Annotated in this window: 25 protein-coding genes; 11 read left to right on the top strand and 14 right to left on the bottom strand. The window is 63.1% G+C overall.

Features of this window, described 5'->3' with window-relative positions; all coding sequences use genetic code 11:
• The first annotated feature begins 19 nt into the window (after positions 1–19).
• From E2H86_RS13690 to sthA, 3 genes are all read left to right on the top strand, one after another.
• Positions 20–1,483, top strand: coding sequence for a glyceraldehyde-3-phosphate dehydrogenase (locus E2H86_RS13690; protein ID WP_133328612.1), 1,464 nt, complete (start codon positions 20–22; stop codon positions 1,481–1,483).
• A 156-nt stretch (positions 1,484–1,639) separates the two neighbouring features.
• Positions 1,640–2,638, top strand: coding sequence for an FAD:protein FMN transferase (locus E2H86_RS13685; RefSeq protein ID WP_133328610.1), 999 nt, complete (start codon positions 1,640–1,642; stop codon positions 2,636–2,638).
• A gap of 204 nt (positions 2,639–2,842) precedes the next feature.
• Positions 2,843–4,237, top strand: coding sequence for a Si-specific NAD(P)(+) transhydrogenase (gene sthA, locus E2H86_RS13680; protein ID WP_133328608.1), 1,395 nt, complete (start codon positions 2,843–2,845; stop codon positions 4,235–4,237).
• A gap of 48 nt (positions 4,238–4,285) precedes the next feature.
• Here the strand turns inward: sthA and E2H86_RS13675 are convergent, their stop codons facing one another.
• Entirely contained in the window at positions 4,286–5,002 is a 717-nt protein-coding gene (locus E2H86_RS13675; RefSeq protein WP_133328606.1) for a glycerophosphodiester phosphodiesterase, read from the bottom strand.
• A gap of 32 nt (positions 5,003–5,034) precedes the next feature.
• Positions 5,035–5,619 (bottom strand): PilZ domain-containing protein, encoded by a 585-nt coding sequence (locus E2H86_RS13670; protein WP_133328604.1) that lies wholly within the window; start codon positions 5,617–5,619, stop codon positions 5,035–5,037.
• 93 nt (positions 5,620–5,712) lie between these two features.
• Between E2H86_RS13670 and E2H86_RS13665 the strand changes: the two genes are divergently transcribed.
• Genes E2H86_RS13665 through E2H86_RS13655 form a run of 3 tightly spaced genes read left to right on the top strand, consistent with a single transcriptional unit; the run spans position 5,713 to position 8,956 of the window.
• Positions 5,713–6,963 (top strand): lipoprotein-releasing ABC transporter permease subunit, encoded by a 1,251-nt coding sequence (locus tag E2H86_RS13665; RefSeq protein WP_133328602.1) that lies wholly within the window; start codon positions 5,713–5,715, stop codon positions 6,961–6,963.
• A 7-nt stretch (positions 6,964–6,970) separates the two neighbouring features.
• Positions 6,971–7,654, top strand: a complete 684-nt coding sequence (lolD, locus tag E2H86_RS13660; protein WP_014753922.1) for a lipoprotein-releasing ABC transporter ATP-binding protein LolD — start codon at positions 6,971–6,973, stop codon at positions 7,652–7,654.
• Positions 7,655–7,714: 60 nt separating this feature from the next.
• The gene (locus E2H86_RS13655; RefSeq protein WP_133328598.1) at positions 7,715–8,956 is read left to right on the top strand and encodes a lipoprotein-releasing ABC transporter permease subunit; all 1,242 of its coding nucleotides are present in this window, start codon (positions 7,715–7,717) and stop codon (positions 8,954–8,956) included.
• A 33-nt stretch (positions 8,957–8,989) separates the two neighbouring features.
• Here the strand turns inward: E2H86_RS13655 and E2H86_RS13650 are convergent, their stop codons facing one another.
• The gene (locus tag E2H86_RS13650) at positions 8,990–10,336 is read right to left on the bottom strand and encodes a heavy metal sensor histidine kinase (protein ID WP_306767648.1); all 1,347 of its coding nucleotides are present in this window, start codon (positions 10,334–10,336) and stop codon (positions 8,990–8,992) included.
• Positions 10,336–11,016: a heavy metal response regulator transcription factor gene (locus E2H86_RS13645; protein ID WP_133328596.1), complete on the bottom strand. Its 681-nt coding sequence runs from the start codon at positions 11,014–11,016 to the stop codon at positions 10,336–10,338. Before E2H86_RS13645 ends, E2H86_RS13650 begins: the two co-directional genes overlap by 1 nt.
• A 164-nt stretch (positions 11,017–11,180) precedes the next feature.
• Here E2H86_RS13645 and E2H86_RS13640 point away from each other — a divergent pair, with 164 nt between their 5' ends.
• The gene (locus E2H86_RS13640; RefSeq protein WP_133328594.1) at positions 11,181–11,699 is read left to right on the top strand and encodes a cupredoxin domain-containing protein; all 519 of its coding nucleotides are present in this window, start codon (positions 11,181–11,183) and stop codon (positions 11,697–11,699) included.
• A 68-nt stretch (positions 11,700–11,767) separates the two neighbouring features.
• Positions 11,768–12,598 carry an NADPH-dependent 7-cyano-7-deazaguanine reductase QueF gene (queF, locus tag E2H86_RS13635; protein WP_133328592.1) on the top strand — a complete coding sequence of 277 codons (831 nt, stop codon included), beginning with the start codon at positions 11,768–11,770 and terminating at the stop codon, positions 12,596–12,598.
• Between the two features lie 85 nt (positions 12,599–12,683).
• Here the strand turns inward: queF and E2H86_RS13630 are convergent, their stop codons facing one another.
• Together E2H86_RS13630 and E2H86_RS13625 are read right to left on the bottom strand one after the other, a co-directional pair.
• Positions 12,684–12,947 carry a DUF4404 family protein gene (locus E2H86_RS13630; RefSeq protein ID WP_039614141.1) on the bottom strand — a complete coding sequence of 88 codons (264 nt, stop codon included), beginning with the start codon at positions 12,945–12,947 and terminating at the stop codon, positions 12,684–12,686.
• Positions 12,948–13,069: 122 nt separating this feature from the next.
• Complete coding sequence (locus tag E2H86_RS13625) at positions 13,070–13,633, bottom strand: phosphonoacetaldehyde phosphonohydrolase-related protein (protein WP_133328590.1); 564 nt, start codon at positions 13,631–13,633, stop codon at positions 13,070–13,072.
• A gap of 189 nt (positions 13,634–13,822) precedes the next feature.
• On the opposite strand from E2H86_RS13625, the gene E2H86_RS13620 reads away from it, so the two are divergent.
• The gene (locus E2H86_RS13620; RefSeq protein WP_133328588.1) at positions 13,823–14,530 is read left to right on the top strand and encodes an MlaA family lipoprotein; all 708 of its coding nucleotides are present in this window, start codon (positions 13,823–13,825) and stop codon (positions 14,528–14,530) included.
• A 69-nt stretch (positions 14,531–14,599) separates the two neighbouring features.
• Here the strand turns inward: E2H86_RS13620 and E2H86_RS13615 are convergent, their stop codons facing one another.
• Entirely contained in the window at positions 14,600–14,899 is a 300-nt protein-coding gene (locus E2H86_RS13615; protein WP_133328586.1) for a PilZ domain-containing protein, read from the bottom strand.
• 270 nt (positions 14,900–15,169) lie between these two features.
• Here E2H86_RS13615 and rssB point away from each other — a divergent pair, with 270 nt between their 5' ends.
• Positions 15,170–16,354 (top strand): two-component system response regulator RssB, encoded by a 1,185-nt coding sequence (gene rssB / locus E2H86_RS13610; RefSeq protein WP_133328920.1) that lies wholly within the window; start codon positions 15,170–15,172, stop codon positions 16,352–16,354.
• Entirely contained in the window at positions 16,351–16,833 is a 483-nt protein-coding gene (rssC, locus tag E2H86_RS13605) for an anti-sigma factor antagonist RssC (RefSeq protein ID WP_133328584.1), read from the top strand. The genes rssB and rssC overlap by 4 nt, the downstream gene beginning before the upstream one ends.
• Positions 16,834–16,908: 75 nt before the next feature.
• On the opposite strand, the gene E2H86_RS13600 is transcribed toward rssC, so the two are convergent.
• From E2H86_RS13600 to E2H86_RS13575, 7 genes are all read right to left on the bottom strand, one after another.
• Positions 16,909–18,780, bottom strand: coding sequence for an alkaline phosphatase D family protein (locus E2H86_RS13600; protein WP_133328918.1), 1,872 nt, complete (start codon positions 18,778–18,780; stop codon positions 16,909–16,911).
• Between the two features lie 188 nt (positions 18,781–18,968).
• The gene (tal, locus tag E2H86_RS13595) at positions 18,969–19,895 is read right to left on the bottom strand and encodes a transaldolase (RefSeq protein WP_133328582.1); all 927 of its coding nucleotides are present in this window, start codon (positions 19,893–19,895) and stop codon (positions 18,969–18,971) included.
• A gap of 120 nt (positions 19,896–20,015) precedes the next feature.
• Positions 20,016–21,026 carry a tRNA dihydrouridine(20/20a) synthase DusA gene (dusA, locus tag E2H86_RS13590; RefSeq protein ID WP_133328580.1) on the bottom strand — a complete coding sequence of 337 codons (1,011 nt, stop codon included), beginning with the start codon at positions 21,024–21,026 and terminating at the stop codon, positions 20,016–20,018.
• 270 nt (positions 21,027–21,296) lie between these two features.
• Positions 21,297–21,560, bottom strand: a complete 264-nt coding sequence (locus E2H86_RS13585; protein WP_133328916.1) for a DUF3077 domain-containing protein — start codon at positions 21,558–21,560, stop codon at positions 21,297–21,299.
• A gap of 169 nt (positions 21,561–21,729) precedes the next feature.
• Positions 21,730–21,858, bottom strand: coding sequence for a hypothetical protein (locus E2H86_RS26440; protein WP_306767647.1), 129 nt, complete (start codon positions 21,856–21,858; stop codon positions 21,730–21,732).
• A 353-nt stretch (positions 21,859–22,211) separates the two neighbouring features.
• Positions 22,212–22,562, bottom strand: a complete 351-nt coding sequence (locus E2H86_RS13580) for a hydroxyisourate hydrolase (protein WP_133328578.1) — start codon at positions 22,560–22,562, stop codon at positions 22,212–22,214.
• Positions 22,559–23,062, bottom strand: a complete 504-nt coding sequence (locus E2H86_RS13575) for a nucleoside deaminase (protein WP_133328576.1) — start codon at positions 23,060–23,062, stop codon at positions 22,559–22,561. Before E2H86_RS13575 ends, E2H86_RS13580 begins: the two co-directional genes overlap by 4 nt.
• Positions 23,063–23,086 lie beyond the last annotated feature (24 nt).

The raw sequence follows: 23,086 nt of genomic DNA, 5'->3' as shown, positions 1-23,086 counted from the left end.
CCCTTTTTTCTGTCCCTACATGTGGAAGGTTCCCGTGACTCAGAAGCCCGACCAGTGTCTTGGTGAGTGGATCGACCGTGAAGCACTTGCTGAAGCGATGATCCCGCTTATCGGTCAGCTCTACCGCAACAACAACGTGGTGAGCTCGATCTATGGCCGCAGCCTGATCAACCGTTCGGTTATCTCGATCCTCAAGGCTCACCGCTTTGCGCGTCATCGCCAGACCGATGAGACCGAACTGTCCGTTCACGAAACATTCCCCCTGATCAAGGCCATGAGCGAGCTGAAGCTCGGCGCCGCCTCGGTCGATCTGGGCAAGCTCGCCAACAAATTCAAGCTCGAAGGCAACGGCCGCAGCGCCGAGCAGTTCGTGCGTGACGAACTGGCCGAGGTGGTCGGCCAGCAAAACGCTTCGGCCCGCAAGGGTACCGACGTCGTGCTGTACGGCTTTGGCCGCATCGGCCGCCTGCTGGCACGCATCCTGATCGAGAAGACCGGTGGTGGCGACGGCCTGCGCCTGCGCGCCATCGTCGTACGCAAGGGTGCCGAGAACGACCTGGTCAAGCGCGCCAGCCTGCTGCGCCGTGACTCGGTGCACGGCCCGTTCGATGGCACCATCACCGTCGATGAAGCCAACAACACCATCACTGCCAACGGCAACCTGATCCAGGTGATCTACTCCAACGACCCGGCGTCGATCGACTACACCCAGTACGGCATCGACAATGCCCTGCTGGTCGACAACACCGGTAAATGGCGTGATGCCGAAGGTCTCGGCCAGCACCTGCAGTGCAAAGGCGTCGACCGCGTGATCCTCACCGCACCTGGCAAGGGCGCGCTGAAGAACATCGTGCATGGCATCAACCACGGCGATATCACCGCTGACGACAAGATCGTCTCGGCTGCGTCCTGCACCACCAACGCCATCGTACCGGTGCTCAAGGCAGTCAACGACCAGTTCGGCATCATCAACGGCCACGTCGAAACCGTTCACTCGTTCACCAACGACCAGAACCTGATCGACAACTTCCACAAGGGCAGCCGCCGCGGTCGCGCCGCGCCGCTGAATATGGTCATCACCGAGACCGGTGCCGCCACCGCCGCCGCCAAGGCGCTGCCGGTGCTCAAGGGCAAGCTGACCGGCAACGCCATTCGCGTGCCGACGCCGAACGTCTCGATGGCCATCCTCAACCTGAACCTGGAAAAGGCCACCAGCCGCGACGAGATCAACGAGTACCTGCGCCAGGCGGCCATGCACTCGGAACTGCACAAGCAGATCGACTACGTCAGCTCCCAGGAAGTGGTCTCCACCGACTTCGTCGGCTCGCGCCACGCCGGTGTGGTCGATGCCGAAGCGACCATCTGCAACGACAACCGCGTTGTGCTGTACGTCTGGTACGACAACGAGTTCGGTTACAGCTGCCAGGTGGTTCGTGTGATGGAAGAAATGGCCGGTGTGAACCCGCCAGCGTTTCCACGCTGATTCGCTTGTAAGGCAATGAAAAAACGGGAACCTTCGGGTTCCCGTTTTTTTTGCCTGGAGTAAGTTGTGTGGCGCCTGTTAGATCGAGCGCCGCGCAGGCGGCGCTCGATTTACGCCACACCTGGAAACCCCAGCCAAGCACTCAGGACTCCAAACGTGCGCATAACTCTCCTGTTCATCCTGATGCTCCTCACCGCCTGTGACCAGGGCCCGACCCTGGAGCGCCTGGGTGGCCCGACCATGGGCAGCAGCTACAGCATCCAGTACGTGCGCGAGCCCGGCGGCCCGGCCCCGGCCAAAGTCCAAGCCGCGGTCGAGACCGTCCTGCATGACATCGACCTTCATTACTCGACCTACCGCGCCGACTCCACCGTCAGCCAGTTCAACCAGCTCCCCGCCAATCAGTGCCAGGCAATGCCGCCCGACATGCTCGAGCTGGTCGCACTCGGCCAGCACTTGGCGCAGCAGAGCGGCGGAGCGTTCGACCTCACCGTCGAGCCGCTGCTCGACCTCTGGGGCTTCGGTCCGCAGGCCCGCCATGAGCAGGTGCCCGACCCTCAGGCCCTGGCCAGGGCCCGCGAGCGCGTGGGCTACCAGCACTTGCGCATCGAAGGCCAGGCGTTGTGCAAGGACGCCCCGGTGCAACTGGATTTCAACAGCATCGCCGCCGGGCATGCCGTCGACCTTGTTGCCGAGCGTTTGCGCGCCATGGGAATCGCCAGCTATCTCGCTGAAGTCACGGGGGAGCTCAAGGCCGTGGGCCACAAGCCCGACGGCAGCCCGTGGCGGGTGGCCCTGGAGCTGCCTCGCGAGGACCGTCAGGTGGCCCGCCAGATCATCGCCTTGAACGGCCTTGCCGTGTCGACCTCGGGTGACTATCGGCATTATTTCGAGGAGAATGGCCGGCGCTATTCGCACACCTTCGATGCGCGCCTCGGGCGACCGGTGCTGCACGAGCTGGCCTCGGTCACCGTGCTCGATGCCTCGGCGCTGCAGGCCGATGGCTACTCGACCCTGCTCTTGATCCTCGGGCCGGAGCGCGGTTGGGCGTTCGCCCTGGCCCATGACCTGGCCGCAGTGCTGGTGACTCGGGCCGAGGGTGGCTTCGTCTCCCGATCGACGCCTGCGTATGAGCGGGCGGTGCAAGGCGAATGAAAGTGCATGGACGTATGATCGGCGCCAGGGTAGGGCACACGAACATGTAGTGCAGGCAAAATTGGCCTACGACGCGACCAAGGGTTAATGTGCGCGGCGTTCACGCTTGATTAGACTGCACCTGAATTTTCTCATGACGCTGCGGCGGCATGATCGAGTCCCGCGAGCGACCGTGGCCCGCGGGCCAGTTCTGAAGGAGTACGCATGGCTGTCTACAACTACGACGTAGTGGTGCTGGGGTCTGGCCCGGCCGGAGAAGGCGCGGCAATGAATGCCGCGAAAGCGGGACGCAAGGTGGCAATGGTCGACAGCCGCCGTCAGGTCGGCGGCAACTGCACCCACCTGGGCACCATCCCGTCCAAGGCACTGCGTCACTCGGTGCGGCAGATCATGCAGTTCAACACCAACCCGATGTTCCGGGCCATCGGTGAACCGCGCTGGTTCTCCTTCCCCGACGTGCTCAAGAGCGCCGAGAAGGTGATTTCCAAACAGGTGGCTTCGCGTACCGGCTACTATGCCCGCAACCGTGTCGACGTGTTCGTCGGCACCGGCAGCTTCGCCGACGAGCAGACCATCGAAGTGGTCTGCGCCAACGGTGTGGTCGAGCGCCTGAATGCCAAACACATCATCATCGCCACCGGTTCGCGCCCTTACCGTCCGGCCGACATCGACTTCAACCACCCGCGCGTCTACGACAGCGACACCATCCTCAGCCTCAGCCACACCCCGCGCAAGCTGATCGTCTACGGCGCCGGCGTGATCGGCTGCGAATACGCCTCGATCTTCAGCGGCCTGGGTGTGCTGGTGGAGCTGGTCGACAACCGTGGCCAGTTGCTGAGCTTCCTGGACTCGGAAATCTCCCAGGCACTGAGTTACCACTTCAGCAACAACAACATCACCGTGCGCCACAACGAAGAGTACGAGCGCGTCGAAGGCCTGGATAACGGTGTGATCCTGCACCTGAAATCGGGCAAGAAGATCAAGGCCGACGCCTTGCTCTGGTGCAACGGCCGTACCGGCAACACCGACAAGCTGGGCCTGGAGAACATCGGCATCAAGGTCAACAGCCGTGGCCAGATCGAGGTCGACAGCGCCTACCGCACCAGCGTGCCGAACATCTACGGCGCCGGTGACGTGATCGGCTGGCCGAGCCTGGCCAGTGCCGCCCATGACCAGGGGCGCTCGGCGGCTGGCAGCATCGTCGACAACGGTAGCTGGCGCTTCGTCGATGACGTGCCAACCGGTATCTACACCATTCCGGAAATCAGCTCGATCGGCAAGAACGAGCAGGAGCTGACCCAGGCCAAGGTGCCGTACGAAGTGGGCAAAGCCTTCTTCAAGAGCATGGCCCGTGCGCAGATCGCTGGCGAGCCGCAAGGCATGCTGAAGATCCTGTTCCACCGTGAAACCCTGGAAATCCTCGGCGTTCACTGCTTCGGCTACCAGGCTTCGGAAATCGTCCACATCGGCCAGGCGATCATGAACCAGCCGGGTGAGCAGAACAATCTGAAGTACTTCGTCAACACCACCTTCAACTACCCGACCATGGCCGAAGCCTATCGGGTAGCTGCCTACGACGGCCTGAACCGGCTTTTTTGAGCGGCTCCGGCCGGTGGCCTGAGCCGGTCGGGGAGACCGATTTCAGCCCTACCCGAGGGTGGTCTTGGCCAAACCGGGAAAGTCTGTAATCAGGCTGTCCACGCCAAAGTCGGCGAGTCGGCGCATCAGCGCCGGCTCGTTGACCGTCCACACCGACACGTGCAGACCCTGGCGCTGGGCCTTGATCAGGCGTTCGGGCGTGCACAGGGTCCAGTTCAGGGCCAGCAATTGGCAGTCATAGTTCTGCGCGACCTTCAGTGGGTCGAGCCAGGCGTATTCGGCCACCAGCCCACGGGCCACGTCCGGAACCAGCTCCAATGCCGCGCCGAGCACTTCCCGTGAACTCGAGGTGATGGTGACCTTGTCGAGCAGACCGTATTGCTGGGCCAGCTCTCGAATCGCCAGAACGGTGCTGGCGGCGCGGGTCCGCGAAGCGCTTTTCACCTCCAGTTGCCAATGCTGGAAGTCGCACTTCTGGAACAGTTCTTCCAGGCGCGGGATCGGGCAGGGCTGCACCCAGCCCGGGCCGCCTTTGCGCGCATCGATGTTCACCAGGTCTGCCGCCGAATGCTCTACCACCTTGCCGCGCCGGCCAGTGGTGCGTTTGAGGGTCGGGTCGTGGATCACCATCAGCTCGTTGTCGGCCGACAGGTGCAGGTCCAGCTCGCAGCGGTCGACGCCATGGGACAGGCATTGCCGGAAGCTGGTCAGGGTATTTTCGGGGGCTTCGCCCTTGGCGCCGCGGTGGCCGTAGATCAGGGTCACGTTCGTTCCTTCAAAATCAATGGGGTGGGGGCTCAGGACGCGGGCTCGTCGTTTTCCAGTTGCTGGCGCCGCTGTTGCTGCTGACGTTGCAAGATATAGCGCGCCAGCAATTGGCGCTGGGCGTCGGTCATGTCGGTGAACTCCGCACCGACCTCGAAGCGGCCATCGTCGCGCGCCTCGCAGTGGATGATGCGCGCACGTAGCAGCAGACCGTGGGCGCGTGGCATCAGCACCATCTTCACTTTCACCGCGGCGCCGGGTGTGAACGGCTGTGCTTGGGTGCACTCGATGCCACCCTCGGAAATAACCACTGGCAGCAATTGGCCGATCGTGCCGAGCAGGGATTGCGCGACCACTGCGCTGAGCAGATCGAGGCGTTTGTTCTGCGCACGCAGGAAGGCGGCGAGGGTGCGATCCTTGTCGCTGAGCTGGCGCAGCAGGTGTTGCGACTCGAAATCGCTGAGGTGTAGTTCGCTGAGCAGGTTGAACAGCGGCGAATCATCCTGCAACAGTTCTGCTTCAAGGGCTTCGGCCGCGCTCAAGGGGCTGATTTCCAGTGCGATCCTATCGTCGATGCGGTAGTATTCGCGGCGATCTTCTTCGTCTAATGTCGTCATGGCGAACCCATGGTAGCGGCGGTGGTCCGAGTGTAAAGCCGCCGTAGGCGCCTCGCCACAAGGACGTTCCCTTTCATCCGAACAAGCCCCGACATGTTCAGACCTCTTTTCGCATTCATCGGTACGCGTTACACCCGTGCCAAGCGCCGTAACCATTTCGTCTCGTTCATTTCCCTGACCTCGATGATCGGCCTCGCCTTGGGCGTGGTGGTGATGATCGTGGTGTTGTCGGTGATGAACGGCTTCGACCACGAGATGCGTACCCGCGTGCTCGGCATGATCCCTCACGCCACGCTCGAGAGCGGTCAGCCGATCGACGACTGGCCGACTCTTGCCCAACAAGTAAAGCAGAATCCCCACGTGCTGGCGGTGGCCCCCTACACCCAGATGCAGGGGTTGCTGACCCATGACGGCAAGGTGCAGAAGGTGCTGCTCAACGGCATCGATCCGGCCCGCGAGCATGACGTTTCGATCATCGACAACTTCACCCTGCAAGGCGGCCTGGACAAACTGGCGCCGGGCGACTGGGGCATCATGATCGGCGACAAGGCCGCGGCCAAGCTGGGCGTCGCCATCGGCGACAAGCTCACCTTCGTCGCGCCGGAGGTCAGCGTCACGCCGGCCGGCATGTTCCCACGCATGAAGCGCTTCACCGTGGTCGGCACCTTCCACGTGGGGGCCGGCGAGATCGACGGCTACCTGGGGCTGACCAACATCGCCGACCTGTCCCGCTTGCACCGCTGGAAGCCCGACCAGGTCCAGGGCCTGCGCCTGAAGTTCGACGACCTGTTCCAGGCACCACGGGTGGCCTGGGACATCGCCCAGCACCTGGGCGACCAGGAGTTCTACAGCCGCGACTGGACCCGCACCCACGGCAACCTGTACCAGGCCATCCGCATGGAAAAAGCCATGATCGGCCTGTTGCTGCTGCTGATCGTGGCGGTGGCGGCGTTCAACATCATTTCCACCCTGGTGATGGTGGTCAACGACAAGCGCGGCGACATCGCCATCCTCCGCACACTGGGCGCCACACCAGGCCAGATCATGCTGATCTTCATGGTCCAGGGCACCGTGATCGGGGTGATCGGCACGTTGATCGGCGCCGTGGTCGGCATCCTCGCCGCGCTCAACGTGAGTGCGGCCATCGCCGGCATCGAGAAACTGATCGGGCACAAATTCCTCAATGCCGACGTGTATTTCATCGATTACCTGCCCTCGCAGATCCAGGCCCAGGACGTGTACATGGTCTGCGCTGCGGCGTTGGTCCTGAGTTTCCTCGCCACCCTGTACCCGGCCTGGCGTGCGGCCCGCACCCAGCCTGCAGAGGCGCTACGTTATGAGTGATTCGCGCATGAGTGATAAAGCCGTTCTGAGTTGCCGCAACCTGGGCAAGTCCTACGACGAGGGCCCGGAATCGGTGCAGGTGTTGTCTGGGCTCAACCTCGAGCTGCAGGCCGGCGAGCGGGTGGCCATCGTCGGCAGTTCGGGTTCGGGCAAGAGCACCTTGCTCAACCTGCTCGGTGGCCTCGACCGGCCGACCCAGGGCAGCGTCTGGTTGGCCGGTGAGGAATTATCGGCGCTGGGCGAGCGCGCCCGCGGTCTGCTGCGCAACCGCGAGCTGGGCTTCGTCTATCAGTTCCACCACCTGCTGCCGGAATTCACCGCCATCGAGAACGTGTGCATGCCGTTGCTGATTGGCCGCACACCGATCCCTGAAGCGCGTGAGCGGGCCGAGGCGCTGCTCAAGCGGGTAGGGCTGGGCCATCGCCTGAATCACAAGCCGGCGGAGCTTTCCGGTGGCGAACGCCAGCGCGTGGCGATCGCCCGTGCCCTGGTCAATCGGCCGGGCCTGGTGATGCTCGATGAGCCGACCGGTAACCTCGACCACCATACTGCCCAAGGCATCCAGGAATTGATGCAGGAACTGTCCAGCGCGTCGCGCACTGCCTTTCTGGTGGTGACCCACGACCTCAACCTGGCGCGTCAGATGGACCGGGTGTTGAAGCTCGACGACGGCCACCTGGTGGCGATCTGATCGATTGCACGGGGCGCTTTGCGTCGCCCCGTTCCTTTCTCACAGTGGGTGTTTTCGTACATGTTCAGACCCTTGCCCATCTTCATCGGCGCGCGCTATACCCGGGCCAAGCGCCGCAACCACTTCATCTCGTTCATTTCGATGACCTCGATGATCGGCCTGTCGCTGGGCGTGCTGGCGATGATCGTGGTGCTGTCGGTGATGAACGGCTTCCAGCGCGAGATGAGTTCACGCATCCTCGGCCTGGTGCCGCACGCCAGTATTCTCGGCGAGCAGCCCCTGGCCGACTGGCGCCACGTGGCCGATGCAGCGTTGAAGAATCCGGCGGTGATGGCCGCCGCGCCGATCACCGAAATGGAAGGCATGCTCTCGTACAAGGGGGCGATGCAGCCGATCCAGGTCAGTGGCATCGATCCGGCCGAGGAAGGCCAGGTCTCCATCGTCGGTCAGCACATCGTCCAAGGGCGTCTGCAGGCGCTGGTTCCAGGTGAGTATGGCGTGGTGATCGGCGAACTGACGGCGCGGCGTTTCCGGTTGAACACCGGCGACAAGCTGACCCTGATCGTGCCGGAAATCAGCAAGGCACCCGGTGGCATCACCCCACGCATGCAGCGTCTGACCGTGGTCGGTATCTTCAAGGTGGGCGCCGAGCTCGATGGCTCCCAGGCTTATATCCATGTGGCCGATGCCGGCGAGATGCAGCGCTGGGCGCCTGGCCAGGTGCAAGGGGTGCGCCTGAAGCTGCATGACCTGTATGCCGCACCTCAGGTGTCCAAGGCGATTGCCGCGAGCCTGGGCGATGGCTACCGTGCCGATGACTGGTCGCACACCCAAGGCAGCCTGTTCAGCGCCATGAAGATGGAAAAGACCATGATTGGCCTGTTGCTGCTGATGATCATCGCGGTGGCGGCGTTCAACATCATCGCCACCCTGGTGATGGTGGTGAACGACAAGGGGCCGGACATCGCCATCCTGCGTACCCTGGGCGCGACGCCAGCACAGATCATGGGCACGTTCATGGTCCAGGGCAGCCTGATCGGTATCGTCGGCACGTTGATCGGTGGGGTGCTCGGGGTGATCGCCGCATTGAACGTCAGCCAGATCGTCGGCTGGTTGGAGCGGGTCACTGGGCAGCACATTTTCACTTCGGACGTGTATTTCATCAGTAGCCTGCCGTCGGAGTTGCAGGGTAGCGATGTGCTGATGATCTGCGTAGCCGGGTTGGTAATGAGCTTCCTGGCCACGATCTACCCAGCGTACCGGGCTTCGCAGGTGCAGCCGGCGATCGGCCTGGCGGTCTGAGGTTGGCCTCAGGCCTGTCGTCACCACCAGGCTTCACGGTCGCTGCGGCAACTCGATCACGAACCGGGTCCAGCCGCCCTCGGATTCGGCCCGGATGCTCCCGCCGTGGGCCTGCACGATCGACCGGGTGATCGCCAGTCCCAACCCCGCGTGTTCGCTGTTGCCTGCTTGCCGTGCCGGGTCTGCGCGGTAGAAGCGATCGAACAGGCGGGGTATAGCGGCGGCGTCGATCCCGGCGCCGGTATTGGCCACGCAGATCTGCACGCCGGGTGCCAGGCTCACGCGAATCTGTCCCCCGGCCGGGGTATGTCGCAGCGCATTGTCCAACAGGTTGGACAGCGCCCGGCGCAACATATGGCGGTCACCGCACAGCATCGCCTCGCCCTCGCGCCGCAGCTGCACCTCGCCGTCTTCGGCCAGCGGGGTGTAGTACTCCAGCAGGGCATCCACCTCTTGGTGCAGGGCCAGCGTCGATTGCCCCGGCACCAACAGACCATGGTCGGCCTTGGCCAGGAACAGCATATCGTTGACCATCTGCGCCATGCCTTGCAGTTCTTCGAGGTTGTCGTGCAGGGCTTCGCGGTACGCCTCGAGGCTGCGAGGGCGAGTGAGGGTCACCTGGGTGTGGGTCAGCAGGTTCGACAGCGGCGTACGTAGCTCGTGGGCGATGTCGGCGGAAAACGCCGAGAGGCGCTGGAAGGCGTCGTCCAGGCGTTGCAGCATGGCGTTGACCGTGGCGGCCAGTTCCGCCAGCTCTTCCGGCAGTTGGGTGTCAGGCAGGCGAGTGGTCAGCGAGCGCGCCGAGACGCTGGCTGCCACCTGGCCCATCTGCCGCAGAGGGCGTAGCCCGCGACGTGCGGCCCAGGCGCCAAGCAGCGCAGTGGCCAGCGCCGACAGGCCAACGGTGAGCCAGATCAGGCGCTGCATGCCCTGGAGGAAATGCTGGTGGTGGGTGATGTCCAGGTACAGCGCCAGGCGTGGCGAGCCTGGTGCGTCGGCATCGAGGGGCACGACCAGGCTGCGATAGTCGACACCCTCGCCATGCAAGGTTGCCAAGCCCGGTGGAGCGGGTTCGGGCAAGGCCTGGCGGCTGTCGAACCAAGGGGCGCCGTCGCTGCCCAGGATGCGTAGGCCCAGGTCGGCCTGATGGCCCAGTTCAAGGCGTAGAGCCGGCAAGCGGGGCTGTAGTTGCGCAAGAGTGGCTACGCCTGACAACTGGCTGCGCAACTGCGACAGCCGTGATTCCAGCAGTTGCTGGTCGAGTTCGATGAAATGCTGCGCACTGGCGTGGCTGAACAGCAGGCCGGCTCCCAGCGAGACGATGGCGGTGCAGGCGGCGAACAGCAAAGCCAGGCGGTTGCCGAGCGATAGCCTGCGCATCAGTCCTGGCGCTCTTCGAGCACGTAGCCCATGCCGCGCACGGTGTGGATCAGCTTGTTGGTGTGCGGGTCGTCGATCTTCAGGCGCAGGCGGCGTACAGCGACTTCGATCACGTTGGTGTCGCTGTCGAAGTTCATGTCCCACACCTGTGACGCGATCAGCGACTTGGGCAGCACTTCGCCCTGGCGACGTAGCAGCAGTTCGAGCAGGGCGAATTCCTTGGCGGTCAGGTCGATGCGCTGCCCGGCGCGCTCGGCGCGGCGGCGGATCAGGTCCAGGCGCAGGTCGGCCAGGCTCAGGGTGGTGTCCTGGCCGTTGCTGGTGCCGCGCCGCAGCAAGGTGCGCACGCGGGCCAGAAGCTCGGAAAAGGCGAAGGGCTTGATCAGGTAGTCATCGGCGCCCAGTTCCAGGCCGTGCACGCGGTCTGCCACGGCATCGCGGGCGGTGAGGAACAGCACCGGGGTGTCCAGGCCTGCTTCGCGCACAGCCTGGAGGATCTGCCAGCCGTTACGCCCCGGCAGCATCACGTCGAGGATCAGCAGGTCGTGATCGCCCGTGAGTGCCAGGTGCTGGCCGGTGTCGCCATCGGCGGCGAGTTCGGTGGCAAAACCGGCCTCGCTGAGGCCTTGGCACAGGTATTGGCCAGTGCGAGCCTGGTCTTCGACGATCAGCAGTTTCATGAAATGTTCCGGCTCCCACAGGAGTAGCGCTGGTCTCGGGATTGAAATGATACGTGACGATGCGTCTCTTCGCCCAAGCTGACAAAGTTGTAATCTGCTTGTCAGCTTGGTGCCAGACGCGCCTTTCTAAAGTGGCTTCATTTGTCGTCATGCTCGGAGCAGCCATGAAACACCTGTTCTTCACCACCGCCTTGGCCTTGGCCAGTTTGCCTGCCTGGGCCGGGCAGGGCGCATCGTTCGCTTTCGGCGAGCCCGCCCCGGCCAGCAAGGCCACCCGTACCCTGGAAGTGCACATGAAGGACATCGCCTTCGAACCTCGCGCTCTGCAGGTCAGGGCCGGGGAAACCGTGCGCTTCGTACTGATCAACGAAGGCCAGTTACCCCACGAGTTCAACCTGGGTGACAAAGCCATGCATGCCGAGCACCAGAAGCAGATGATCGCGATGCAGGGCCATCTGTTCAGCGGCCAGATGAACCACGCCGGCATGGATCACGGGAAGATGGAGCATGGTCAGATGGACCATGGGGCCCATGGCCACGATGGCGGCAATACCGTGCTGGTCCAGCCCGGCCAGCGCGCCGAACTGACCTGGACCTTCCACGCCTCGGCACCCATCGAGTTTGCCTGCAATGTACCAGGGCATTACCAGGCGGGCATGGTCGGGCCCCTGACCATCGAGTGAACGGCCCTCCAAGGTGGGGGGTAAAACCGGTAGACTAGGGGTATTTCCGAACCTTCAGGTCAGTTTCCATGCATCCCGCTGCCGAACACTCCCCGCTGGGCAAGTCCAGCGAATACATCGCCACCTACACGCCCGCGCTGCTGTTCCCGATCCCCCGTGAGGCAAAATGGGCCGAGCTGGGCGTCACGGCCCAGACCTTGCCCTGGCAGGGCGTCGATTACTGGAACTGCTTCGAGCTCTCGTGGTTGCTGCCGTCCGGTAAACCGGTGGTGGCCATCGGTGAGTTCGCCATCCCGGCCGACTCGCCCAACATCATCGAATCGAAGTCGTTCAAGCTGTACCTCAATTCGCTGAACCAAACGGTGTTCGCTTCCATCGGTGAATTGCAGGCGTGCCTGGTCAAAGACCTCTCGGCTGCCGCCGGCAAGCCCGTTGGCGTGCAGGTGCGGACCCTGGCCGAGGTCGAGGCGCAAGGTGTGGTGTCGTTGCCGGGTCAGTGCATCGATGCCCTGGACGTGGCCATCAGCAACTACGAGCAGCCGCAGCCTGAGCTCTTGCATTGCAATCCCGAGCGGGTGGTCGAAGAGACGCTGCACAGCCACCTGCTCAAATCCAACTGCCCGGTGACCGGTCAGCCTGACTGGGGCAGTGTGGTGGTGGAGTACAAGGGCAGGGCGCTAGACCATGCCAGCCTGCTGACCTACCTGATCAGCTTCCGTCAGCATGCCGACTTCCATGAGCAGTGCGTGGAGCGGATTTACCTGGACTTGAAGAACCTGCTACAGCCAGAACACCTGACGGTGTACGCGCGTTATGTGCGCCGTGGGGGGCTGGATATCAATCCGTATCGCAGCACCGGGGCGATCACTCCGGCCAATCTGCGCCTGGTTCGCCAGTAAATAGCTGAGGGCTTTTGCACGGCCCGTTCGCCGGGGTCCCGGCGATTGGGCCGCACAGCGGCGCCAGGTGTGTAGATGCGGTGTTTCAGATGCCCATGCTGTGCAGCGAGTTGGCAATGCTGCGCAGGGTGGCGGTCAGGTCGGGATGTTCGGCCTCGAAGCGCTCGATGGCCAGATTGACTCCATCCACCAGGTTGTTGTCCGGCGTGGCTTCCTCGAGCTTGAGCTGCGCTTCGATTTGCCTGGCCTCCTCGTGCAGGGCGGCCAGTTCTTCATCGGAAAGCGGCACGTTTCGATCCAGTTGCTCGCGCAGGCTATTCAAACGCTCTTGCAATTCGCGGGCAGGCATTGGTAGTTCTCCATCAATGACTTGGCAAGCCATGGACCTCAGCGACACTGCAAAGGTTCTGGCCTGCTTTCAGCGTAATCCACTCGACAGCGCTTTGCATGATCCGGATCAACGGGGCTGTGTCAGGGTTTTTCGCCCTTGCGCCGGCGCTGGGCGATGTCCGCCAGACAGGTGTCCAGCGCTTCGAGGTGGTCGATCACCGAGTGCACGCCCAGGCGGAACAGCTCCAGGGTCGCCTTGCCGCGCGCCAGCTCCTGGTCTTGCGCGGTCATGGCCTGCCAGGCGCTGGAGGACAGGTCGCAGCCAGGGCTGCAGGCCGCCAGCCCGACCGTCCACAACCCGGCATTGAGCCCCGACTGTAACAGCCGCGGTTCGCCGCTGACCAGCACGCAGCCGTCCAGTTTCTGGCTGTCCAGGCTCATCAAGGCCTGCCAGCAGGCGTTCGGTGCCGGCCAGCGCACCCCGTTGACGCTGTGCCCAGGCAGCCATTGCGGCAGCACGCTGGCCAGGTGCTGGCTCTGTGCGCTGGGCTGGTCGTCCAGCCAGATGCAGGGTACCTGGCGCCGGCGCAGTCCACTCAAGGCCTGCAGTGCACCTGGGGCGGGCTGAGGGCTGCCGTCGGCAGCCTGGACCAGGCAACCGCGCAGACCGAACAGCACGGCGGTGAAGGCGGGCGCGTCGAGCATGGCAGCTTCCCCCAAATAGTCCGCAGACTATGGCGGTATTGTTACCAGGCGATGACGGCGACGGGTATTCACGGAAAATTGATCAATACTGTGCGAAGCTGCGCAGCAGCCCGCAAGTCTTTATACTTGCCGCCGTACAGCGGCGTGCCAATGCGCGTTGCGGCCGAGAATTTCGATGGAGAGACATCTATGCGTAGGATCGGTGCCGGTGTGATCGAGCGAGTCACCCAGGCCTGTGTGTGTGCCAGCCTGCTGCTGGCACCTGTGGCGGCGACCCAGGCGGCCACCGAGGAGGATCCCTGGGAGGCGGTCAACCGACCGATCTTCAAGTTCAACGATACTCTCGACACCTATGCCCTGAAGCCGCTGGCCAAGGGATATCAGGCGGTGACTCCGCAGTTCCTCGAAGATGGTATCCATAACATCTTCCGCAACCTCGGCGATGTCACCAACCTCGCCAACGACCTGCTGCAGCTAAAGCCTCATGCAGCGGGCGTGGACACTGCGCGGCTGATCGTCAATACCACCTTCGGTCTGGGCGGCTTCTTCGACGTGGGTACCAAGATGGGCCTGCAGCGCAACGACGAGGACTTCGGCCAGACTCTGGGCTACTGGGGTCTGCCAAGCGGCCCATACGTGGTCATCCCGCTGCTCGGTCCGAGCACCGTGCGTGACGGCCTGGCCAAGTATCCGGACACCTACACCAAGCCCTACCGCTACATCGACCACGTGCCCACGCGCAATTCGATCTTCGCGCTGGACGTGATCGACACCCGTGCCAGCCTGCTGTCGGCTGAAAAGCTCATCCAGGGTGACAAGTACATCTTCATCCGCAATGCCTACCTGCAGAACCGCGAGTTCAAGGTCAAGGACGGCGAAGTCGAAGACGACTTCTGATCCTCCCGCCTCATCGTCGGCTCGCCGGCGATGAGGTCGCCGCAGGCAACAGATACTTCCAGTTACAGATCAGTGCATCGCCAAGATACGCAGGCCGAGTTTCTGCTGCCCACCGGGTTGGTCCGCAATCCAAACCACTTCGGTACTGGCGCGCAGCCCCTTGAGGGCCGGGTGTTCGGAGTCGATATGGACATCCAGCGAATCCCCCACCTGGAAGCGCTGCGGTGCGTGCACCTGCATGCCACCGCTGGAGAGGTCCAGGCACATCGCGGTAATCACCTGGCCGGCGTGCAGTAGGGTGACCTCGGTGTCGATGCGCATGCGGATGAAATCGCGTTTCTCGCTGTGGTTGGAGGGCGTCTGAGGCATGCTGCGTCCTTCCCATCAGGTTGCGCTGGTCGGCTTTCTTATAACTCCCGGTGATTTGCCCTGTAAAGTGCAGCGAGCTCGACCGACGTATGCTTGAAACGCCCCGCGGATGGGAGTACCGTCTGCGCCTTACAAGGTGCCTCTGCCGGTTGCCTGGCCCATCTTCTTGGCCTACAACTCAAGTAGAGTGTTACTACAGAGTATCCCAGCAGTCGGATGTCAGCTTTGCAGACGTCGCTGCACCAACCCAAATCGGCGCCGTTCGCCCACATGCAGAAAATCAGTGCAACGCTGCTGATCATCGATGATGACGACGTGGTCCGTGCTAGCCTCGCCGCCTATCTGGAAGACAGTGGCTTCAGCGTCCTCCAGGCCGGTAACGGCCAGCAGGGGCTCCAGGTCTTCGAAGAACACCAGCCCGACCTCGTCATCTGCGATCTGCGCATGCCGCAGATGGGCGGCCTCGAACTGATCCGCCAGATCAGCGAGCGTGCGCCGCAGTTGCCGGTGATCGTGGTCTCCGGTGCCGGGGTGATGAGCGACGCGGTGGAGGCCTTGCGCCTCGGTGCTGCCGACTACCTGATCAAGCCGCTGGAAGACCTGGCCGTGCTCGAGCATTCGGTGCGTCGTGCCCTCGACCGTTCGCGTCTGGTGCTGGAAAACCAGCGCTATCGCGACAAGCTCGAGGCCGCCAATCGTGAGCTGGAGGCCAGCCTGCACCTGTTGCAGGAGGACCAGACCGCCGGGCGCCAGGTCCAGATGAACATGCTGCCGGAGAGCCCCTGGAGTGCGGGCGGGTTCGCTTTCGAGCACCAGATCATCCCGTCGCTGTACCTGTCGGGCGACTTCACCGACTACTTCCGTGTGGACGAGCGGCGTATCGCCTTCTACCTCGCAGACGTATCGGGGCACGGCGCGTCGTCGGCCTTCGTCACCGTGCTGCTGAAGTTCATGACCACCCGGCTGTTGTTCGAATTCAAGCGCAGCGGCAAGATGCGCGAATTCAAGCCCTCGGAGGTGCTCAGCCACATCAATCGCGGGCTGATCAACTGCAAGTTGGGCAAGCATGTGACCATGGTCGGTGGCGTGATCGACGAAGAAACCGGCCTGCTGACCTACGCCGTGGGTGGCCATCTACCACTGCCGGTGCTGTACACCCCGGGCCAGGCTCGTTACCTCGAAGGCCGTGGCCTGCCGGTGGGTCTGTTCGACGAGGCGGCGTACCAGGACCAGGTCATCGAGCTGCCAGAGCGATTCAGCTTGAGCCTGATGTCCGATGGCATCCTGGACCTTTTGCCAGGGGACACGCTCAAAGATAAAGAGGCCGCCTTGCCGGACATCGTCAAGGCCGCGGGTGGTAGCCTGGATGGGCTGCGACAACGTTTTGGATTGGCTACGCTTGGGGAGATGCCGGATGATATCGCCCTATTGGTGTTAAGCAGGAACCTTCAATGAGTACCGGTAGAATCCAGTTCGCCGAGCAGAGCGGCACCTTCGTACTGAAGTTCGTCGGTGAAGTGCGCCTGACCTTGTGTTCGGCGTTGGATGCGACGATCGAGAAGATCTTCACTGCGCTGAACTTCTCGGCGATCGTCATCGATCTGACCGAAACTGAAAGCATCGACAGCACGACGCTGGGTCTGCTGGCCAAGCTGTCGATCCTGTCGCGGCAGAAGGTTGGCCTGCTGCCAACCGTGGTGACCACCAACCCGGATATTTCTCGCCTGCTGCAGTCGATGGGCTTCGATCAGGTGTTCAATATCGTCGACCGTCCGGTGCCGTGCCCGGAATGTCTGACCGACCTACCCTCCCAGGACCAGAACGAAGAGGTGGTGCGTTCGAAGGTGCTGGAGGCGCACAAGATCCTCATGGGCTTGAACGATTCCAACCGCGAGGCGTTCCATGATCTGGTCAGTGCGCTGGAGCGTACCTGAGCGCTAGTCTGTACCGGCCTCTTCGCGCCAAACCGCCGCGAAGAGGCCAGAAAATACCCGACACATCCCGCCGAATCACTCCGGCTTCACGAACTCCGTCGCCTCCCGCCCATCCGCATTCAGCTGATACACCCGCGCTGGTCGCCCTTGCTCATCGAAAAACACCTGTCCCAACCCCGCACTGTTCCACAGACGTTCGCCTGCCTGGCGATGGCTCGGTGTTCTCGGCACCACCTCCATCTGTCTGCGCTTGGTGAACCAGTTCAACGGTGAGCGCGGCGAGTACAGCCAGCGGTTCAAGCGGTCCAGCACATCCAAAAGGCGCCGGGGAAACTCGTTCTTGATCCCGCTGCTGGTCACCTGCCAGAGGTGCGGGTTACGTTGCCGGTGACGGATCAGCACTTCGTAGACGAACGAATAGTGCACGTCCCCGGACAGAATCACGTAGTGCCCTGGGGTGCGCGAATGGCGGAAGATGTTGAGAATGACCTGCGCCGCGCCGCGATGCGCCATCCAGTTTTCCGCATCCACCAGCAATGGATAGCCAAGCCAGCTGAACACCCGCTGCACCGTTTCGATCAGCTTGACCCCGAAGATCGGCGCCGGGGATACGATCACCGCCGAAGGGTGGTCGAGCAGCGAATGTTGCAGTTCGGTCAGCGCTTCCCAGTCCAGCAGTCCAGAAGGCTTTGCCAAATCGCTTTCACTGCGCCAGCGGCGGGTACGGGTATCGAGCACCAGGAGCGGCGGTTGCGTCGGTAAACTGAACTGCCAGCCCTGGAAGCCGAGCAGGTCATCGATCAGTGCATCCTGTTCGTCACGGGCCAGGGGCGCCGCCGCCAGCGCTTGGTAGCGCTGCACCAGTGGCTGGCAGCTGTCTGGATCGTTGCCCCAGGCCTGGCACAGCAGATAGCCGAGCAGGGCGTTGCCGATGATACGCCGCGAAAACGGGTGGCCGTAGGCGGTTTCTTCCCACTGCGCCGAAAGATTCCAGTCATCGGTGATGTCATGGTCGTCGAAGATCATCAGGCACGGCAGATGGGCCATTACCCGGCCGACCGGGCCGAGGTCGGCGGCGAAGGCCTCGATCAGCGGCAGTTCCTGGCGATATCGCACCTGCCGCTCCCGGCTCAGGCCTGCCGGCATGTCCAGGCTCACCAGGCGCCAGGGAATGGGCGACCAGACCAGCAGGTACATGGCCATGACCTCGGCGAAGGTCACCAGGTGATTGTCGGCGTTGCTGGACGAGAATATCGGCTTGCGTTTGCCGCCGAAGAAACGCTCGCGCAGGCTTTCGTTTCGGGCCTGGGCGGGCAGCAGGTCGGCTCGGTGGTAATAGCAGGCAGGGTGGTTGTACAGGTCGGCGCTGTTGGCGACCCGTGCGCCTTGCAGTTGCTCCTCGAACAGCCCCAGGCGGGCGATCAGCCCATGGATGGCGCAGAGCATCGGCCCTGCGACGTCATCGGCGTAGACCTGGTCGCCGCTCATCATCAGCAGGGCTGGGCGTTGTTCAGGGCGTGGGCAGGTCTGCAGCAATCGGTCGGCGCAGAGCATGCCGTCTCGCGCTGGATGATGCGGTTTGCGGCATGAGCCGTGGAGCAACTGGTCAAGGCGCCCGCGCAGTACGAAACTGGGGCGTTGCTGGCCGGGATAGAGCAGGTGCGGCGCCCACTCGGCGATACCCTGGCCGGCCAGACGCACATCGTATTCCACCGCGACATCCGAGGGCAGGGGCCGGCTGAAATGCACGTCGAGCAAGTGAACGAAGGCCTGCGTGCCGATCGGCAAGGTCTGGCAATGGACCTCCGGTGTCGTCTGAGGAAGGTCAATGCTGAAGGTGGGCGGCTCGGGCTGCGTGGCGACCAGCCAGATGGCCAGGCGTTGCGGCTCCAGGCGGCGTAGCACTGGGCCGGCGAGAACGAGGGGCAAAGAAGAGGACAAGGTCATCGACAGCTCTGGTGGCATGGTGGGCCATTCGCGGGCAAGCCGGGGCGCCGAACCGCCGCTCCCACAGGTCTGGCGCCGTTTCATGACTGACGGGCGTTTCTGTAGGGCTGGCTCGAACGCGTCGTGCACAAACGAAACGGGCGGAAAATGCTGAACATTTCCCGCCCGTCAGGCAAACCGGATGTGTATCAGGCTTTGTCGGCCATCAGCTTCTCGAGTTTTTCCTGGTCCCGGGCGAACTGGCGGATACCTTCGGCCAACTTGTCGGTGGCCATGGCGTCCTCGTTCATCGCCCAGCGGAACTGGCTCTCGTTGAGTACCTGCTTGGCCTCACCGGCGTTACCTGGCTTGAGTACCCGAGGCAGCTCGCCCTGATCGTCGCTCAGCTGTTGCAACAGCTCAGGGCTGATGGTCAGGCGGTCGCAGCCGGCCAACTGTTCGATCTGACCGATGTTACGGAAGCTGGCGCCCATGACCACGGTGTCGTAGCCGTTGGTCTTGTAGTAGTCGTAGATGCGGGTGACCGACTGCACGCCCGGATCTTCGGCGCCCACGTACTCCTGGCCGGTGCTCTTCTTGTACCAGTCGTAGATGCGGCCCACGAATGGCGAAATCAGGAACACCCCGGCGTCGGCGCATGCCTGGGCCTGGGCGAAGGAGAACAGCAGGGTGAGGTTGGTCTGGATGCCTTCCTTTTCCAGCTTCTCGGCGGCACGGATGCCTTCCCAGGTCGAAGCCAGCTTGATCAGCACGCGATCACGGCCGATGCCAGCTTGTTCGTATTGATCGATCAGTTGGCGGGCCTTGTTCAACAGGGCCGGTTCGTCGAAGGACAGGCGGGCATCCACCTCGGTGGAAATGCGCCCTGGGATGACCTTGAGAATACCCGCGCCGACGGCCACGGCGAATTTGTCACAGGCCAGGTCGACATTGCCCTTGGCGTCGCTTTTGACCTGCTTGAGCAAGTCGGCATAGCCAGGGATGGCCGCGGCCTTGAGCAACAGGGACGGGTTGGTGGTGGCATCGACTGGCTTGAGGCGGGTGATGGCGTCCAGGTCCCCGGTGTCGGCGACCACGGTGGTGAACTGCTTGAGTTGTTCCAGCTTGGAGGTCATGGGCGTGCTCTGTCCTGTGCAATGATTCGACCTTACCCGAGCCCCGGCGGCCACTCAAGGGCCAGCACGGGGCGGGGTGTGGGAGTGAGGTTTCGAGTCGAAAGCGCGCCCGGGGTTCCGTCAGCGCCCTTGTAGCAACTCGGCTGCCTGATCGAACACCACCAGCGGCTCCGGCGCCTTGTGGATGTCCGCTGACAGCAGCTGGCGGAACCGCCGCGCCCCCGGGAAGCCTTGGCCCAGCCCGAGGATGTGGCGGGTGATGTGGTGCATGGCGCCCCCGCTTTGCAGGTGGGCGACGATATACGGTCGCAGCTGTTCCAGGGCTTCGCTGCGGGTGACCACGGCGGCGTCGCTGGCGAACAGCTGCTGGTCCACTTCGGCCAGCAGGTAAGGATTATGGTACGCCTCGCGGCCCAACATCACCCCATCGAAGGTTTCAAGATGTGCCTGGCATTCGGCCAAGGTCTTGATGCCGCCGTTGAGGACGATTTCCAGGTCGGGGAAATCGGCCTTCAGCTGTGCGGCCACGTCGTAGCGTAGCGGTGGAATCTCGCGGTTTTCCTTGGGCGACAGGCCTTCGAGGATGGCGATGCGCGCATGCACGGTAAAACTGCGACAGCCGGCCTCGCGGACCTGGCCGACGAAGTCGCATAGCTCGGCGTAGCTGTCGCGGCCATTGATGCCGATCCGGTGCTTGACCGTGACCGGCGTCGAGACCGCATCGCGCATGGCCTTCACGCAGTCTGCCACCAACCCCGGATGGGCCATGAGGCAGGCGCCGATCATGTTGTTCTGCACCCGGTCGCTGGGGCAGCCGACGTTGAGGTTGACCTCGTCGTAGCCAGCCTGCTCGGCCAGGCGTGCGCAGGCGGCCAGATCAGCCGGCACACTGCCACCCAATTGCAGGGCCAAGGGATGCTCTGAAACATCGTGACGCAGGAAGCGCTGGGCGTCGTTGTGCAGCAAGGCGCCGGTGGTGACCATTTCGGTGTAGAGCAGGGTGTGTTTGGACAGCAGGCGCAGGAAGAAGCGGCAGTGGCGGTCTGTCCAGTCCATCATCGGCGCAACGGAGAACCTCCGGATGACCGGATCGGCGACGTTTGCAGGGGCTTCTGCTGGTTTCGGGTGCATTTCGGTTCTCTCGTTTACTGCTGTGCTGCGGTTTGTGCTGGTGTACCACTTCGGTTACTCACATGTAGCAATCGAACATGGTGATGTCGCAAAAATCCACATAAAGCCAACCCGGTTTGCCGAGGCAAAAGCGTGCCCCGGCGTGCACCGCGCAGATGGAAAAAGGGGCGATAGTCTATCAGGAAAGCTTATTTTAAGCCCCCACACCGAACCTGTGGGAGCGGGCTTGCCCGCGAAAGGGCCGGCCCAGTCAGCACACCGCTGCAGGACTCACCGCATCATCCCCAACTCTGCATCATCCATCAGCGCCTTGGCCAAAGCCCCCAGATAATGCGAAGCCCAGATCAAATGCGGCTTTTCATCGAGCAGCCCGGTCAAGGTCAATTCCTGCGCATAGCCCAGCAGCTCCGACGCCTGCTCCCGAGCGAAATGGCAGGGAATGCCCGGCTCGATGCAGAACAACGGTTGGGTCTGGTTTTCCCCTTGGTAGAACTTGATTTCGCCGACGGTGGTTTTTTCTCTTTCCTTGGTCATCATTCTCTCTCCCTGAACGTCCAGGTGCCTGAGCTGACCCTACGCCCCGGTCTGTCGAAGGCAAGCGCACGCCTACAGGCCCAGCCTCGGTATTCTCGACTTGGGCGGCCTGATGGTGGTCGCGGGCTTGCCGGCGATGAGGCCAGCTCAGGCGAAACGGGTTTGGTGATTAGCGCTGCAGTGAATCTGCTGGGCGTTGCTGGGCAACGTCGGAGCCGAGCCAATCGTGGGTGGCCAGCATCAGCAGGCTGTCGAGGGAGCGGTGGTGGTGGGGTGGGTCGGGGACTATCTTCAACATTCTCGTTCTCCTAGATAGGCCGACCACCGCCTGCTGTCAAACAGAGGGTGGCAGCTGAACATGGGTTGACAGACCGGCTAGGAGAACAATTTCCGGCGCACACAGAGGTGCCCCATGCACAGCCGCCATAAAGACGGAGCCATGTTGTTCAAACCTAGACGGCCTGTCAAAGCCGGTCGCCGTATTGCGACGACCATCCGAGACTAGGGCGCAAACCAAATCACTGCAATGGCTCGAACGGCCTGGAAGTGTGTTTCGGAAACGGCCTACAAGAAATAGGAACAATCTGAATGTCAGGCCCATTTCCACTCGGCCTTGAGCCAGGCTTCCCAAGCGCCAGGGGTTGCTTCTGGTCAAGCTCCTCCCCGAAAACAGCTGACCCCCCAGGCCGTGATCTTGAAGGGCAAGTGATAATGCGCCTGCGCATCCCCTATGCCAAACCGATACACCAGTTCGTCCAGAAACGGTACGTCGGGCAAGTCGCTGCCAAGCTGGCGATAGAACTGCGCCACCTGCAGACGCACTTCATAGACGCCCACAGCAAACCGCTCACTCAGCGCAGCCAGTTCCGGCCATTGCCCGCGATCATCGAGGGTGCCTTCGGCGATTGGCACCCCACCGACCACCGCGATGCTCACGCGCAGCCCTTGGGCAGCGCGCCCGCTGGCAATGTCGACGACATGCAGCGAGACGCCGCCGTTCATGCCCAGAAGCCATGGTGAGCGCGGGCCGCCTCATCTTCCAGCACCGGACCATGCACCTGCACGATGCGCTGGCCGCGGGCGAACACTTCGCGGCAGGGCAGGGAGAAGGTGGGGTTCTCCGGGTGGGCGCCGGTCAAGCCAAGCAGCGCATGTTCCGATAGCGCATAGACCACCCGGCCGATCCCGGTCCAGTACACCGCGCCGGCGCACATGCAGCAAGGCTCGGCGCTGGTGTACAGCGTGCAGCTTGCCAGTTGCTCCGGGGTCAGCAGCTTGGCCGCGCGGGCCGCTGCAACCAGTTCGGCATGCTGGGTCGGGTCGCCCTCCGGCGGCATGGAGTTGTTGCCGGCGCTGGCGATGACCCGGCCCTCGGCGTCTGCGACCAGGGCGGCGAACGGGTGTCGTCCCTCTTCGCGGGATTGCTCGGACAGGCGGATCGACTGGCGCAGCAGGTCCAGGTCCCGCTCGGATAGGCCGGCGTTGTGGGGGGTTGAGGTCATGGATGTTTCTCCCTGGGAGGCAGT

This window comes from Pseudomonas putida, from assembly GCF_004357765.1.
In the GTDB taxonomy this organism is placed as follows: domain Bacteria; phylum Pseudomonadota; class Gammaproteobacteria; order Pseudomonadales; family Pseudomonadaceae; genus Aquipseudomonas; species Aquipseudomonas putida_U.
The sequence above is the reverse complement of the archived record's forward strand: the minus strand, read 5'-3'. Positions and strand labels throughout refer to the sequence as shown.

What these genes read in the sequence shown, in the direction of transcription:
- sthA (WP_133328608.1), top strand. Translation starts at nt 2,843, where the DNA reads ATGGCTGTCTACAACTACGACGTAGTGGTGCTGGGGTCTGGCCCGGCC.
- rssB (WP_133328920.1), top strand. Translation starts at nt 15,170, where the DNA reads ATGCAGAAAATCAGTGCAACGCTGCTGATCATCGATGATGACGACGTG.
- E2H86_RS13580 (WP_133328578.1), bottom strand. Translation starts at nt 22,562, where the DNA reads ATGAACGGCGGCGTCTCGCTGCATGTCGTCGACATTGCCAGCGGGCGC.
- E2H86_RS13645 (WP_133328596.1), bottom strand. Translation starts at nt 11,016, where the DNA reads ATGAAACTGCTGATCGTCGAAGACCAGGCTCGCACTGGCCAATACCTG.
- E2H86_RS13575 (WP_133328576.1), bottom strand. Translation starts at nt 23,062, where the DNA reads ATGACCTCAACCCCCCACAACGCCGGCCTATCCGAGCGGGACCTGGAC.
- rssC (WP_133328584.1), top strand. Translation starts at nt 16,351, where the DNA reads ATGAGTACCGGTAGAATCCAGTTCGCCGAGCAGAGCGGCACCTTCGTA.
- E2H86_RS13585 (WP_133328916.1), bottom strand. Translation starts at nt 21,560, where the DNA reads ATGACCAAGGAAAGAGAAAAAACCACCGTCGGCGAAATCAAGTTCTAC.
- E2H86_RS13665 (WP_133328602.1), top strand. Translation starts at nt 5,713, where the DNA reads ATGTTCAGACCTCTTTTCGCATTCATCGGTACGCGTTACACCCGTGCC.
- E2H86_RS13650 (WP_306767648.1), bottom strand. Translation starts at nt 10,336, where the DNA reads ATGCGCAGGCTATCGCTCGGCAACCGCCTGGCTTTGCTGTTCGCCGCC.
- E2H86_RS13640 (WP_133328594.1), top strand. Translation starts at nt 11,181, where the DNA reads ATGAAACACCTGTTCTTCACCACCGCCTTGGCCTTGGCCAGTTTGCCT.
- E2H86_RS13655 (WP_133328598.1), top strand. Translation starts at nt 7,715, where the DNA reads ATGTTCAGACCCTTGCCCATCTTCATCGGCGCGCGCTATACCCGGGCC.
- E2H86_RS26440 (WP_306767647.1), bottom strand. Translation starts at nt 21,858, where the DNA reads ATGTTGAAGATAGTCCCCGACCCACCCCACCACCACCGCTCCCTCGAC.
- queF (WP_133328592.1), top strand. Translation starts at nt 11,768, where the DNA reads ATGCATCCCGCTGCCGAACACTCCCCGCTGGGCAAGTCCAGCGAATAC.
- E2H86_RS13615 (WP_133328586.1), bottom strand. Translation starts at nt 14,899, where the DNA reads ATGCCTCAGACGCCCTCCAACCACAGCGAGAAACGCGATTTCATCCGC.
- dusA (WP_133328580.1), bottom strand. Translation starts at nt 21,026, where the DNA reads ATGCACCCGAAACCAGCAGAAGCCCCTGCAAACGTCGCCGATCCGGTC.
- E2H86_RS13625 (WP_133328590.1), bottom strand. Translation starts at nt 13,633, where the DNA reads ATGCTCGACGCGCCCGCCTTCACCGCCGTGCTGTTCGGTCTGCGCGGT.
- lolD (WP_014753922.1), top strand. Translation starts at nt 6,971, where the DNA reads ATGAGTGATAAAGCCGTTCTGAGTTGCCGCAACCTGGGCAAGTCCTAC.
- E2H86_RS13670 (WP_133328604.1), bottom strand. Translation starts at nt 5,619, where the DNA reads ATGACGACATTAGACGAAGAAGATCGCCGCGAATACTACCGCATCGAC.
- E2H86_RS13620 (WP_133328588.1), top strand. Translation starts at nt 13,823, where the DNA reads ATGCGTAGGATCGGTGCCGGTGTGATCGAGCGAGTCACCCAGGCCTGT.
- E2H86_RS13600 (WP_133328918.1), bottom strand. Translation starts at nt 18,780, where the DNA reads ATGACCTTGTCCTCTTCTTTGCCCCTCGTTCTCGCCGGCCCAGTGCTA.
- E2H86_RS13630 (WP_039614141.1), bottom strand. Translation starts at nt 12,947, where the DNA reads ATGCCTGCCCGCGAATTGCAAGAGCGTTTGAATAGCCTGCGCGAGCAA.
- E2H86_RS13690 (WP_133328612.1), top strand. Translation starts at nt 20, where the DNA reads ATGTGGAAGGTTCCCGTGACTCAGAAGCCCGACCAGTGTCTTGGTGAG.
- tal (WP_133328582.1), bottom strand. Translation starts at nt 19,895, where the DNA reads ATGACCTCCAAGCTGGAACAACTCAAGCAGTTCACCACCGTGGTCGCC.